This is a genomic window from Flavobacterium sp. YO64, from assembly GCF_004119505.1.
In the GTDB taxonomy this organism is placed as follows: Bacteria; Bacteroidota; Bacteroidia; order Flavobacteriales; family Flavobacteriaceae; genus Flavobacterium; species Flavobacterium oncorhynchi.
Window position 1 is genome coordinate 219,074 of the sequence record NZ_NRQV01000003.1, and the last position, 13,495, is coordinate 232,568.

The 13,495-nt window shown below is 33.5% G+C and carries 12 protein-coding genes; 4 read left to right on the forward strand and 8 right to left on the reverse strand.

The window, feature by feature from the left end; genetic code table 11:
* Positions 1–20: 20 nt before the first annotated feature.
* The 3 genes from recO to gdhA all read right to left on the reverse strand — a co-directional run bounded on the left by recO (position 21) and on the right by gdhA (position 4,589).
* The gene (recO, locus tag BOW57_RS03590) at positions 21–734 is read right to left on the reverse strand and encodes a DNA repair protein RecO (RefSeq protein WP_129053067.1); all 714 of its coding nucleotides are present in this window, start codon (positions 732–734) and stop codon (positions 21–23) included.
* A 102-nt stretch (positions 735–836) separates the two neighbouring features.
* On the reverse strand, positions 837–3,119 hold the full coding sequence (locus tag BOW57_RS03595; RefSeq protein WP_129053068.1) for a T9SS type A sorting domain-containing protein: 2,283 nt from the start codon (positions 3,117–3,119) through the stop codon (positions 837–839).
* A gap of 126 nt (positions 3,120–3,245) precedes the next feature.
* Entirely contained in the window at positions 3,246–4,589 is a 1,344-nt protein-coding gene (gene gdhA, locus BOW57_RS03600; RefSeq protein WP_089053291.1) for an NADP-specific glutamate dehydrogenase, read from the reverse strand.
* Between the two features lie 325 nt (positions 4,590–4,914).
* Between gdhA and BOW57_RS03605 the strand changes: the two genes are divergently transcribed.
* Positions 4,915–5,706, forward strand: a complete 792-nt coding sequence (locus BOW57_RS03605; RefSeq protein ID WP_129053069.1) for a glutamate dehydrogenase — start codon at positions 4,915–4,917, stop codon at positions 5,704–5,706.
* A gap of 71 nt (positions 5,707–5,777) precedes the next feature.
* On the opposite strand, the gene BOW57_RS03610 is transcribed toward BOW57_RS03605, so the two are convergent.
* Complete coding sequence (locus tag BOW57_RS03610) at positions 5,778–6,920, reverse strand: cystathionine gamma-synthase (protein WP_089053293.1); 1,143 nt, start codon at positions 6,918–6,920, stop codon at positions 5,778–5,780.
* A 104-nt stretch (positions 6,921–7,024) separates the two neighbouring features.
* Here BOW57_RS03610 and BOW57_RS03615 point away from each other — a divergent pair, with 104 nt between their 5' ends.
* A complete protein-coding gene (locus BOW57_RS03615; RefSeq protein WP_129053070.1) occupies positions 7,025–7,768 on the forward strand; it encodes a DUF3298 and DUF4163 domain-containing protein in 744 nt (247 codons plus the stop codon).
* Positions 7,769–7,863: 95 nt separating this feature from the next.
* On the opposite strand, the gene BOW57_RS03620 is transcribed toward BOW57_RS03615, so the two are convergent.
* The 4 genes from BOW57_RS03620 to BOW57_RS03635 form a co-directional block, all read right to left on the reverse strand.
* On the reverse strand, positions 7,864–9,009 hold the full coding sequence (locus tag BOW57_RS03620; protein WP_129053071.1) for an ATP-binding protein: 1,146 nt from the start codon (positions 9,007–9,009) through the stop codon (positions 7,864–7,866).
* Between the two features lie 103 nt (positions 9,010–9,112).
* Positions 9,113–9,865, reverse strand: coding sequence for an SDR family NAD(P)-dependent oxidoreductase (locus BOW57_RS03625; RefSeq protein WP_129053072.1), 753 nt, complete (start codon positions 9,863–9,865; stop codon positions 9,113–9,115).
* An 85-nt stretch (positions 9,866–9,950) separates the two neighbouring features.
* Entirely contained in the window at positions 9,951–10,442 is a 492-nt protein-coding gene (locus tag BOW57_RS03630) for a GNAT family N-acetyltransferase (RefSeq protein WP_129053073.1), read from the reverse strand.
* Positions 10,443–10,457: 15 nt separating this feature from the next.
* On the reverse strand, positions 10,458–11,330 hold the full coding sequence (locus BOW57_RS03635; RefSeq protein WP_129053074.1) for an aldo/keto reductase family oxidoreductase: 873 nt from the start codon (positions 11,328–11,330) through the stop codon (positions 10,458–10,460).
* Positions 11,331–11,542: 212 nt separating this feature from the next.
* Here BOW57_RS03635 and BOW57_RS03640 point away from each other — a divergent pair, with 212 nt between their 5' ends.
* Positions 11,543–12,547 (forward strand): MoxR family ATPase, encoded by a 1,005-nt coding sequence (locus BOW57_RS03640; protein ID WP_129053075.1) that lies wholly within the window; start codon positions 11,543–11,545, stop codon positions 12,545–12,547.
* Positions 12,548–12,627: 80 nt separating this feature from the next.
* The gene (locus BOW57_RS03645; protein ID WP_089053298.1) at positions 12,628–13,491 is read left to right on the forward strand and encodes a DUF58 domain-containing protein; all 864 of its coding nucleotides are present in this window, start codon (positions 12,628–12,630) and stop codon (positions 13,489–13,491) included.
* Positions 13,492–13,495 lie beyond the last annotated feature (4 nt).

Sequence of the window (13,495 nt, forward strand, 5' to 3'; positions counted from 1 at the left end):
AAAACAGCCTTTTGGCTGATTTAAGAGAAAACTTCCTTTAAAATATCTAAAGATTTCGGCTTTTTGAATCCATCTAAATGAAAACTATAGTAATCAATAATAATTTTTAGCAGAATTTGCCTTTCTAAAACATGAAAAACTTTTTGATCGTTATCAAATTTTAAATCGAGTAATTTTTTCAGCAAATTGGTTTCGTGCTCGGAAAGTGTATTTCCACCTGAAAAAAGTGTAAAAACTCCATCATTCATCTCAAAATGAGGTAGATCTATTTCGGAAACATCTGGATAAAAGCCTAGATATTTTGTAATTTCTAAAAGTAAAATCAAATGAAAATTCGAAATTTCATCATGATGATCCAGCCAAGTCAATGCAGTTTCTAAAAACACAAAAAGTGATTCGTTTTTTTCTTCTTCTTGAATAGAATAATGAAGCATTTCTGAAAGAAACATTACCATTGTGCTTTTTACAAGATCTGTATGAATGCTTTGAAAAGGAACTGCGGTTTTTATCTCTTTAAAATTTTCTAAAGTGCCTTTGTTTTTATGTACAGCTTCAATTTCTAAAATAGACAATGGCTGAAAATAAGCAATTTTCTGACTCGCTTTTCTACTGGAAAACGCATCACGCACAAAATAAGACTTCAAGCCGCTTGAAAGCGTAAAACATTTTACGATCAGACTTTTTTCTTGAAATTTTAAAGAGGAAATTACTATGGCTTTTGTTTTAACGAGCACTTTTATATTTTTAGATTATGAGACTTCTTAGACTTTAGATGTCTTAGATTGTTAGAATTTTGATTATAAACTTTTGCCTATATCTTCTTAGTTATTTAGCAATTATCTAATTATCATCACTTTTTTAACTTTTGTTTCTCCTCCGTCTTGCGCCGAGATAAAAACCATATACACACCAGAGGCTACTTTATATTTACCAAAAGCGGTTGTATCCCATTCTATTGTACCGCCTTCTGAAGTAGTTTCGAAAACAAGATTCCCTTCAATATCGGTAATTTTAACATTGGCTTTATCTAGCAATCCTGCCACTTTTACGGTTCCTGAATAGGTTGGACGAACTGGATTTGGATACACATAAACATTGCTCAAATCATCATTGGCTCCAGTTGCAACTCCTTTAAACGAAATCATTCCTTTGTTGGTTGCTATAAAAACTTCACCAGTTACGCTATTAATCTTAATATCATTCACCATATTACTTGGCATTGGCGAGTTATTTATAGTAAAATGATATTTTGTTTCCTGCCCGTTAGGTGAAACCATAAAAACTCCAGAATCAGCCGTTCCAATCCATTTATTATTTGATCCGTCTACTGCGATAGAAGTAATAAACTGTTCGTACATTAATTCTTGAGCCAAATTATCTTCCATAATAATGATCGGATTTGCTTTTAACTGGCTGTCAGATTGAAAACTTCCCACGTTTGACAAAACTCTTAATCCTTTTGTAGTTCCTATCCAAAGTTGATTTTTAGTATCTATTACCACTGATCTCACATCTGCAGCTGGTAAATTTCCTGCATCAACGCCAAATGTCATTTTCTTGAATGTATTTGTAGTTTCGTTAAAAGCAATCACACCTTCGTTACTTGTCGAAATCCATTTGGTATTATTTCTATCAATAACAATATTAGCATAACTGGTTGTTTCTGCATTATTCAAAATTGAGCTGGTTGCGTAACTCTGCCATTGTCCGTTTGCTTTCAAAACTTTCAATCCGTTTTTAATCCTGCTGTTTGTTATCCAAAGATTTCCAGTTTTATCAAATGCGGTTCCATTTATACGAACATCTTTATAATTTGGTCCTTCATAAGTTATGCTTTCTAGACCGCTGTTTTTTTCGTTATACAAAAAGTTAGGAATATCATTCTCTACTCGCAGCAAACCTGAGAAAAAAGAACTTGCATAGACTTGTTTTTCATTTTTAGGATTTACAATAATTCTTGTTATAGATTTTGCATCAAGCACGTCAGAATATGGAATATTCAACCAACTAGAAGACGCGTATTTACTAATTCCATAACTATCCAAATCATACGGATTGTAATAAGTATCATAATCTCCGTAAACTGCCCAAAGCACATTTGGCGTAACATCTAATGAAAAAATGTTATTTCTAAAAGGCCCCGCCGGCGTACTATTTACAAAAACTCCAGCACTACTGAGCGAAGAAGTCATCAATCCTTTGTCTTTTGTTCCAATATACAATAAATCTCCAACCGCTGTGGCACAGGTAAAAACTAAGCTGTTATCTAGAACCTGGGTATTTGAAATCTGACGACTTAAAATCATCTGATTATTATAAACATATACTGTATTAGGGATTGTAATAAACAAATTGTGGTTTACTGCCCGCATATCAGAAGAAGACTGAGGAAGTTGTAAAAACCCAATAAAATTAATTGAATTATAACGATGAACATAACCCGAAGCGTTAATTGCTATCAGCTCTGAATCTAAAGCCTCAACACTTGACCAATCCCCAGCATTTACAACAGTCCATTGACTAAAATCGTTTAGGCTAACACTTGCTGCATCTGCTTTTCTCATTCCTGACGAAGTGGCCGCAAAAATAAAACCGTTAAAAAAAGCGGTTTGCTTTACGCTTATTTCAGCACCATTATCTCCTATAAAATAAGTATCACCAAACTGCAATGTCGCCAAATTGAACTGTACAATTCCAAAATCACACGCAACATAGAGCAATCCGTTATGCTCCATTATATGATTGATCTTTTTTAAATTTGAAGGAAGCTGTTTATTTATAATATCGACTTTCTTGGTTATACTTCCATCAGTTTCATTAATAATAATCATCAAACCATTTTCGTAACCAACGATTGTTTTTTTGAAAGCTTCACTATGATAAACCGTAGAAATTGTCTGCCCTGAAAGACCATCGACGGTTGTTTTTGTCTTCAAAACATTTGACGCGGCGTTTTTAAAAAACAGTGCATTTTCTGATGCGGCAAAAACTGTATTTGGAGACTCTGAAATATCTTTAATTTCATTGAAAGAAAAATAACCCTGCCATGATAATTGACTTTGAGCAAAACCAAATTGAAACAAAGTCAAAAACAAAATGTATAGCGCCTTTCTTGTCATTATTACTATATTCAGATAGACAAATATACTATAAACAAGTACATTTAATTTTTGTTACTGCACAAAAAAAATGCTCTCGATTCATCCTGAAAGACAAATGAGAGCATTTTTCAATTGTAATTAATCTTATACTACACCTTGAGCAAGCATAGCATCGGCAACTTTAACAAATCCGGCAATGTTAGCTCCTTTTACGTAGTTTACATAACCATCTTCTTCTGCACCGTATTTTTTACATTGGTTGTGAATTCCAACCATGATATCTTTTAATCTTAAATCTACTTCTTCACTTGTCCAGTTTAAACGAATTGAGTTTTGTGTCATTTCTAATCCAGACGCTGCAACTCCACCAGCATTCGCTGCTTTTCCTGGAGCAAAAAGTACTTTATTATCTAAGAACAATTTAATAGCATCTAAAGTCGAAGGCATGTTTGCCGCTTCAGTTACACATAAAACGCCATTATCAATAAGTTTCTGAGCATCATCTCCATTCAATTCATTTTGAGTAGCACAAGGAATAGCGATATCTACTTTTACTTCCCAAGGGCTTTTCCCTTTATGGAAAACAGCATTTGGATATTTCTCTAAATATCTTTCGGCTCTGTTATCTCCACTCGCTCTCATTTCGACCATATGATCGATTTTCTCGCCAGAGATTCCTTCTTCATCATAAATATAACCATCAGGACCAGAAATAGTAACCAGTTTACCTCCTAATTCGTTTATTTTTAAAGCAACTCCCCAAGCTACATTTCCAAATCCAGAAATAGCAACTCTTTTACCTTTAATATCGTGTCCAATAGTACGAAGCATTTGATCTGTAAAGTAAACAACTCCGTAACCTGTAGCTTCTGGTCTAATCAAAGAACCACCGTAAGCAATTCCTTTTCCAGTTAAAACTCCAGTAAACTCATTTCTAATTCTTTTGTATTGACCAAAAAGGTAACCAATTTCTCTTGCTCCAACACCAATATCACCAGCAGGAACATCTAAGTCTGGACCAATATGACGGCATAATTCAGTCATAAATGATTGACAGAAACGCATGATCTCTCCATCAGATTTTCCTTCAGGATCAAAATCAGAACCTCCTTTTCCACCACCCATTGGCAGTGTTGTCAAACTATTTTTAAAAACCTGTTCGAAGGCCAAAAATTTCAAAACAGATAAATTTACTGTGTGATGAAATCTAATTCCTCCTTTGTAAGGTCCAATTGCAGAATTCATTTGAATTCTAAAACCTCTATTTACAATTATTTCTCCTTTGTCGTCAACCCACGGAACTCTAAAAATTATAGATCTTTCCGGCTCAGCAATTCTAAGAAGTAAATTTTTTCCGTCATACTTCTTACGTTCTGCGATAAATGGGATTACGGTTTCTGCAAATTCTCTAACAGCTTGAAGAAATTCTGGCTCATTTGGATTTTTTGACTCAACTTGAGCCATAAATTCATTTATTTTTTGTTCCATTTTTTTAAATAAATTATTCAAATAATAGTTTAACTTTTAACCCTTTAAAATAAGAAAATACGTTTTAAGAAAACGTTTTCGTTACAACTGACAAAGATACATCAAAATGATCATGCATTGTTATTTTTTTTCGTTTTTGAAGAAGAATTGTGTTATTTCTAAACAAACAATCAAATACAATTTTTCCCTTTCGAATTTACATCCAATTGCAGCACTTAAAGTTAGAAAATTAAGTGTTTTGTTACCAATTTTCTAATAGAAGATCATAATATTTTGAATAGATCACGTTTTTTATATATTTACCCAATATTTAAAAGCCTTAAAAATGTGTAAACGCCTATATTTCATTATTTTCGCCTTGTTGGGAATTTCAACAATAAATGCGCAGTCATCTCTTGCACATGAAATAGGAATTATGTTTGGCCCCGTAACTTTTCAATCAGATTATGGGGAAAGAAATAACTTTGACACAAATGTTGCCAATACAGGTTTTGGCATCGGAATTATTCACTTTCTCAACTTTTCTTCAAATAATAACAAAGAGCATTTTTTTTCCGAACACTTCAAAGTACGCACTGAGTTTTCATTCACTAAAACTAATCTTCATCATTTTGGCAAATGGGTTAGTAAAAATCCTCCAACATTAGGAGTCCAAAGACTTAAAGCCATGAGCGGAAGTACAAGTACAATAAATCTTGGACCGCAATTAGAGTTTTCTCCATTTATGAAAATTCACGATTACGAGAATAGTCCTGGAAGTTTAAGCCCGTATGTAAGTTTAGGTTTTCTTGCTAGTTATTACTCAACTAAAGCAAAATCTAGTTTAGGCGAATTAGGAACTATAGAAACAACGCCATTAAAATACCTAACTCCTTCTGATGGTCGTGAACATGGCTATTCAACCGAAAGTAATTTAGTCTTATCAGCAACTGCGGGCGCAGGTGTTCACTACAAATTAACCAATATGAGTGACTTAATGTTTGAAGCCCGTTTTCAAGTCTTTAATTCTGACTGGGTCGATGGTTTAAATCCAAACAAGGACATTTACAAAGAAAACAAATCAAACGATTCGCAAGTCTGGTTTAATGCGGGATACATTTATTATTTAGATTTCTAAAAAAATAGGATAAAAAAAATCCAAATACAAATAGTTAAATGTATTGGATTTTTTATTTGAAAATTTAACCTTTATGCTAAAGCTTGTTCTAGATCTGCAATTAAATCTTCGGCATCTTCAATACCTACACTTAATCGAACTAAATCATCAGTAATACCAACTTCGGCTCTTTTATCAGCTGGAATAGAAGCATGTGTCATTAAAGCTGGATGATTCGCCAAAGACTCTACTCCTCCCAAAGATTCTGCCAGAGTAAAAACTTTTAATTTCTCTAAAAATGCAATAGAATCTTCTTTTTTACCTGATTTAAAAGTAAAAGAAACCATTCCGCCAAAAGCCTTCATTTGTTTCTTAGCGATTTCGTGAAACGGATGGCTTTTTAATCCCGGATAATAAACAGTATCAATTTTTGGATGATTGCTTAAAAACTCCACCACTTTTTCTCCGTTTTCACAATGTCTCTGCACTCTTAACGAAAGTGTTTTGATTCCTCTTAAAACCAAAAAACTATCCATTGGTCCAAGTGTAGCACCAGTTGCAAATTGTTGAAAATGCAATTGATCTCCCAAAGCCTCATCTTTCACAATTAAAGCACCGGCTATAACATCAGAATGCCCGCCTAAATATTTTGTAGCGGAGTGCATCACAATATCTGCTCCTAAATCAAGAGGTTTTTGCAAATAAGGTGTTGCAAAAGTATTATCAACGGCAAACAAAATTTTATTCTCTTTTGTGATTTTGGCTACTTCCTCAATATCTGCCAATTTCATCAACGGATTTGTAGGCGTTTCTACCCAAACCAGTTTCGTGTTTTCATTAATTAATGACTTCAATTTTTCAATATCTGTCATATCTACAAAATGAAATTTAATTCCGGAATCTTTATAAATACGAGAAAACATTCTGTATGTTCCTCCATATAAATCATCCATTGCTATAATTTCATCGCCAGCTTTAAACGATCTTAAAATACAATCTGTCGCTGCTAAACCTGATGAAAAAGCTAAACCGCGAGTACCGTTTTCAATACTTGCTAATGCATTTTCTAAAGCGCTTCGAGTTGGGTTTGACGCTCGGCTATATTCGTAATCAGCCAAAGGTTTCCCTGGGCTTGTTTGAATAAAAGTTGAAGTTTGATACACCGGAGGCATAACAGCTCCCGTACTTGGATCATGATGTTGACCACCGTGTATTACCTTAGTATTGAATTTCATATCGTTATAAATTTTAGATCTTTATTTACAGCACAAATTTACCGTTTAATTTATTTTATCGTGACACAACTTCTTACCTTTGTATTTAATTAACACTTATTGATATGAAACATTGTTCTTTTTTAATCTTTTTGTGTTTGATTTTTATAAGCTGCAATAAAGGACTTTCATTTGAAAATGAAACGTTTGAAGAAAAATCAACTATTCCGTGCAAAAATGACTGCCCAAAAATCAGCATCGATATTCCGATCGCAAAAAATAGTTCGCTTGCGGCTGATAGTATCAACAAGAAAGTTTTTGCGGTGGTAAAAGAAATCATTTATTTTGGAGAAGACTCTATAAAAGTGAATGACTATAAATCATTGTCAAAATCTTTTATTACATCCTACGAAGAAATGCATCAAAAATTCCCAAATGACACTTTTGGCTGGGAAGGAAAAATAACTGGAAATGTAGAATTTGAATCAGATCAAATTTTAAATATTAAAATAGATCATTATACTTTTACCGGAGGAGCTCATGGTTACCAAGGATTTCGATCTTTACTTTTTAATTTAAAAACAGGCAAAACCATTTTTAACAATCAGCTTTTTAAAAATGAAAAAGATTTTCTGGCTTTCGCCGAAAAGGAATTCAGAACTCAATATAAAATTCCGCAAAAATCAAATATAAACGCAACAGGATTAATGTTTGAAAATGATAAATTTCATTTACCTCAGAACATTTTCTATACAGACAAAGGCTTGCTTCTTTACTACAATTCATACGAAGCAGCATCTTACGCCGATGGTCCAAAAAAGATTCTGTTTCCTTATGACAAAGTCAGTAAATATTTAAGGTTTCAATAATTTATGTTAACAGGCTTTTAAATTAGACACGCTGCGGTGGCATCTCTACAGAAAAAAACTTAGAACCTCAGCATCTCAGTACCTTAGTACCTTTCCTACTGAACATCATATTTCATTTTGCGCAAAACACGTAAAGCCTCTTTAAAAGACAAATACACTTGCCCAAAAGGCTTCAACAACAACTTAGCATCTATCAGTTTTTGTTTGGCTTCTTCGAAACCATTCAAATAACAAATCATAAAAGTCGAAGGAAGGTTCTCTAGATCTTTTAATTCCCGTTCTGATAAAGCAATCCCTTTTTGCAATTTTTGAAGTAATGCCATATTCGAATTGTAAATATGGTAAAGCATTTTTCGATTGAATTCTGGCGGCTGAAAAAGTATTTCGCGATCAATTTTATAGTAGCCATTATCAAAAAAATGGATAGTTTGTTTTTCTAAAGGATAATAACTCGTTTTATCGTTTAACCCAAGCGGCACATATTCTGTTATCGTAAAACTATCGTCGTCGTAAACAATCGTAACAACATCTTGTGCCGAATAAAACAGTTTAATTTGCTCGTTGATTAATTCAATATCAACTCGAGACAAGAATGTTTTATCACGAGATTTTTTAGGAACTCCAGCCCAGCAAATCACAAATAATTCTTTAAAAACGTAATATTTGGGCGACATGTCTTTATGCCTGAAATTCATAAAATCAATTACGCCGTCCAGTGTATATTGAATACTGTTTCGGGAACTATTTTCGATACCAATTACCGTTTCTGTATTTTGATAATTTTTTTCAACTTCTTCACTAATTTCTAAAGGAATCGAATTACTACCTCGTCTCACAAAAATACTGTTAGTAAGAATGGTGTGAATTCCTTTTTTGAAATAGGAAATTTTGCTTTTAGGTTTAATCGTAACTAATCCAACTACTTTATCTTTTGGCAGATTTGGAAACGGTACATTTTCATATTGAATTTTAGGAGGGTTTTCAAGGAAAGCATTTACAAGATTTTGAATACGGCTGTCATCAAAAAAATCGTCTCCTACAATCTCATTATCATGATCTTCAACACCAACAACGATATAAGAATTATTGGTTGGATTTGAGTTTGATAATGCACAAATGTGCTTCAAAAACTTACCCTTTCCTTCTCTGGAATGCAAATTCAACTGCCTTTTTTTATCATAAAAACTGCTCTCGTCATTGTGAGCAAGTAGGTTTTTTATTAAAAGGCGTTTATTGATCATTCTTTTTTAGATTATTAGACTAGCTTAGACTTTTAGACTCCTTAGATTTTTACCGTAATAAACTTCAAATCTAAGAAGTCTAAGTTAATCTAAAAAATCTAAATTAGTCTCTTTTAACAATAGTCGAAGATGCTTGTGCTGTACTCATCACAACTAAATCGGCAATATTTACATGATACGGTCTTGAAACTACAAAATGAATAATATCTGCGATATCTTCTGCCTGCAGCGGTTCAAAACCTTTGTAAACATTTGAAGCTCTTTCGGCATCTCCTTTAAAACGCACTTCACTAAATTCTGTTTCTACCATTCCGGGATGAATGGCTCCCACTCTAATTCCAAACGGATTTAAATCAATTCGCATTCCTGCAGTAATAGCATCGACAGCATGTTTCGTTCCGCAATACACATTCCCGTTCGGATAAACTTCTTTTGCAGCAGTTGAGCCAATATTAATGATATGTCCAGATTGTTTTGCTGTCATTTTAGGAATTACAGCTTTTGAAACGTACAAAAGTCCCTTTACATTAATATCAATCATGGCATCCCAATCGTCTAAATCTCCTGTTTGAATTGGATCTAAACCGTGCGCATTTCCTGCATTATTAATCAAAACATCAATGTCTGAAAAACCTGCAGGAAGAGATTCTATTTTTTGAAGAACATCATTTTTATCACGAACATCAAAAGAAAGCGAATGCACTTCGGTAAAAGCAGAAAGTTCTTTTTCTAATTCTTCTAAACGTTCTTTACGCCTTCCGCAAAGAATAATTTTATAGTTATTTTTTGCTAAAATTTGAGCGGTTGCTTTTCCTATTCCGCTTGTCGCTCCAGTAATTAGGGCTGTTTTTTTCATTTTATTTTTTTTCATTTTGCTACAGATTAAAAGGATTTTTTAATCTGTGAGAATCCTTTTAATCTGTGACAAAATATTTTAATTCTTATTTTTCCAAATTCAACACCATATTAAGCGCCGTCCAAGTTTCACCTTCTACTTCTCTTATTAGCTTTTTATCTGGATTTATATAGAATCCTACTTTTTCGTAACATTTTATAGCGCCAATATTAAAATCAAAAACATTCAATTCGATATGTCGCTCTTTTCGGTTTTCAAAAATGAACTTCAACAATAAAAACACCATTTGCTCACCAATTCCTTTTCCTCTTTGATTTTCATCAATAATAAGAATTCGTCCAAGTTTTGCAGAATCATCTTTAAAATAAATTTCAGAATGTCCTATCGTAGTGTCATCAGAAGTATTTACAACTCTAAAAGCAATTCTGTTTTCATCAGAAAGTGTTTTATCTATTTGCTGTTCCGTTAACGGAAAAATAAATTCAGGCCCGCCAAATTGCATTAATTCTTTTGCATTTTTGATGGAATTAATCAATTCTGGATAAAACTCTTTAGTAAACTTTTCTAGTCGAATCATTTTAGAATATATCAATTAAGGCACATCGTCGCCCATACTTTCAGTCCAAATTGCAAACCAGTCTTCTTTATCCATTTCCAGTTCAACCGCTTTCATTAACGCTTGAATTCTAGCAATGTTTACTGTTCCTGCAATTGGAATAACTCCCGATGGATGTTTTAAAATCCAAGCAAGCAAAAGCGTATCAGAACCAAAACCGTATTTTTGAACTAAATCTGCCAGTAATTTTTTCAAACGACGCGTTTTTTTCGTGTCTTCTCTAAATACTGTTCCAAGCGGATTCCATGACAACGGACGGATTCCGTGCGTTTGCATATAATCTAAACTTCCATCAACCATTGCTTCATAATGAGTTGCCGAAAATTGAACCTGATTGTAACTCACTTCTGTTTTCTGACGAATCAATTCAGTTTGAGAGCTGGTGAAATTTGAAAGTCCAAAATCAACAATTTTCCCTTCTGATTTTAATTTTTCAACAGCTTCCGCAATTTCGTCAGCCTGCATTAATGGGCTTGGTCTGTGCAATAAAAACACATCAACAAAATCTGTTTTTAATTTTTTAAGAGATTCTTCGACAGACCAAATAATATATTCTTTAGAATAATCGTAATGCTTGATTTTGTTAGTACGGCTTTCAGCAATCATCTGAATACCGCATTTAGTAATTAATTGTAGTTTTTCGCGCGAAATTTTGCTGGCTTTAAATGCTTTTCCAAAATCGGCTTCAGTGGTGTAGCCTCCATAAATATCGGCATGATCAAAAGTGGTGATTTTATTTTCGACACAAATTTGTATCATATTCTCCATCTCTTTAGTTGTTAGGTTTTTATCCCAAACTCCCCAATTCATAGTGCCCGAAATAATAGGCGATAATGCTGTTTTACTCATGGTTTTATTGTATTATTTTTGCTAATATGTATGCTTTTTAAAAGCATAATCATCAAAGTTCTTAAAAATATAAAAATAGATTCACAATTCGTCCTTAAAATTAGAACTTTGGTCGAAGTTTTAACCATTCTTTAACATCTTACTTCTCAAAAAATAGTCAATTTGCACTCTCAAAATTCAGGCATAAAAATCAAGGTTTTAAAAATATTTATATGGAAGAAAATACAACGACTTTAGACATTAGAGCGATAAATGAAAAAATTGAGAGAGAAAGCGCTTTTATAGACCTTCTTACAATGGAAATGAACAAAGTTATTGTGGGTCAGAAACATATGGTCGAGCGTTTGTTGATTGGTCTTTTAGGTCAAGGACATATTTTGCTTGAAGGAGTACCTGGATTAGCAAAGACGTTAGCGATTAATACTTTGTCTCAAGCAGTTCAAGGATCTTTCAGCCGCATCCAGTTTACCCCTGACTTATTGCCTGCCGATGTTATTGGAACGATGATTTACAACATCAAAGCAAACGAATTTTCTATTAAAAAAGGGCCAATTTTTGCCAACTTCGTACTTGCCGATGAGATTAACCGTGCTCCTGCAAAAGTACAATCTGCTCTTTTAGAGGCGATGCAGGAAAAGCAAGTTACTATTGGTGACACCACTTTCAAACTAGACCGTCCGTTTTTAGTATTAGCAACTCAAAACCCTGTTGAGCAAGAAGGAACTTACCAATTACCAGAAGCGCAGGTTGACCGTTTTATGCTTAAAACTGTAATTGATTATCCAAAAATCGACGAAGAGCGTTTTGTAATTCGTCAAAACTTAAAAGGATCTTACGAAAAAGTAAACCCTGTAGTTTCTGTAGAACAAATTTTACGTGCGCAAGAAGCAGTTCGTGAAATTTATATGGATGAAAAAATCGAAAAATATATCTTAGATATCATCTTTGCTACTCGTTATCCAGAGAAGTACAAATTAGCCGACTTAAAACCTCTTATCAGTTTTGGAGCGTCTCCGCGTGGAAGTATCAATTTAGCAAATGCTGCTAAATGTTACGCTTTCATCAAACGTCGCGGATATGTAATTCCAGAAGATGTTCGTGCTGTTGTACATGATGTTTTACGTCATAGAGTTGGAATAACGTATGAAGCTGAAGCTGAAAACATTACTTCTGTAGACATTATCAACAAAATCGTAAACGAGATTGAAGTACCTTAAAAATTTGTTTCAAGTTTCAGGTTTCAAGTTGTTGCAAAACAAACTTGAAACTTTTAAACTTTAAACTTTAAACAAATAAAATGGATACAAAAGAGCTTTTAAAAAAAGTACGGAAAATAGAAATCAAAACCAAAAGACTGAGTAATCATATCTTTTCGGGAGAGTACCATTCTTCATTTAAAGGGCGCGGAATGACTTTTAGCGAGGTGCGCCAATACCAATATGGCGATGATATTCGTAATATAGATTGGAATGTTACCGCACGCTACAATGAAGCCCACGTAAAAGTTTTTGAAGAAGAACGCGAATTAACCATGGTTTTAATGGTTGATATTTCGGGCTCTGAGGGTTTTGGATCTAAAAGTCAGTTTAAAAAAGACATCGTCACCGAAATTGCGGCAACGATGGCTTTTTCGGCTACACAAAATAATGACAAAATTGGTTTAATCCTTTTTTCTGATAATGTAGAATTGTATATTCCGCCAAAAAAAGGACGCTCACACGTATTGAGAATCATTCGTGAATTGATCGAGTTTGAACCAAAAAGTCAAAAAACTGATATCGCTCAAGCCTTAAAATTTTTATCGGGAACTCAGAAAAAGAAAGCAATTGTTTTTATGATTTCTGATTTCATGTCTGAAAATTACGAGCAGACTTTAAAAATTGCTTCTAAAAAACACGACATTACAGGAGTTAGAGTATACGACCTTCGTGAAGAAAAAATTCCAAATTTAGGAATGGTCACAATGCTTGATGCCGAAACCGGTAAAATTCAATTGGTCGATACAGGTTCAAAAACCGTGCGAATGAATTACGAGAAACATTACCTTGAAAGAGTTAATTATTTCAAAGAAATTTTCAGTAAATCTGGAGCTGGCGTTGTAAACACAAGGGTTGACGAAAATTATGTAACCAAATTATTAGGCTATTTTAAATCAAGATAATTTA

Excerpts from the sequence above, each read along its gene's own strand:
- BOW57_RS03630 (WP_129053073.1), bottom strand. The coding sequence starts at position 10,442 with ATGATTCGACTAGAAAAGTTTACTAAAGAGTTTTATCCAGAATTGATT.
- gdhA (WP_089053291.1), bottom strand. The coding sequence starts at position 4,589 with ATGGAACAAAAAATAAATGAATTTATGGCTCAAGTTGAGTCAAAAAAT.
- BOW57_RS03635 (WP_129053074.1), bottom strand. The coding sequence starts at position 11,330 with ATGAGTAAAACAGCATTATCGCCTATTATTTCGGGCACTATGAATTGG.
- BOW57_RS03605 (WP_129053069.1), top strand. The coding sequence starts at position 4,915 with ATGTGTAAACGCCTATATTTCATTATTTTCGCCTTGTTGGGAATTTCA.
- BOW57_RS03620 (WP_129053071.1), bottom strand. The coding sequence starts at position 9,009 with ATGATCAATAAACGCCTTTTAATAAAAAACCTACTTGCTCACAATGAC.
- BOW57_RS03625 (WP_129053072.1), bottom strand. The coding sequence starts at position 9,865 with ATGAAAAAAACAGCCCTAATTACTGGAGCGACAAGCGGAATAGGAAAA.
- BOW57_RS03610 (WP_089053293.1), bottom strand. The coding sequence starts at position 6,920 with ATGAAATTCAATACTAAGGTAATACACGGTGGTCAACATCATGATCCA.
- BOW57_RS03640 (WP_129053075.1), top strand. The coding sequence starts at position 11,543 with ATGGAAGAAAATACAACGACTTTAGACATTAGAGCGATAAATGAAAAA.
- BOW57_RS03595 (WP_129053068.1), bottom strand. The coding sequence starts at position 3,119 with ATGACAAGAAAGGCGCTATACATTTTGTTTTTGACTTTGTTTCAATTT.
- BOW57_RS03645 (WP_089053298.1), top strand. The coding sequence starts at position 12,628 with ATGGATACAAAAGAGCTTTTAAAAAAAGTACGGAAAATAGAAATCAAA.
- BOW57_RS03615 (WP_129053070.1), top strand. The coding sequence starts at position 7,025 with ATGAAACATTGTTCTTTTTTAATCTTTTTGTGTTTGATTTTTATAAGC.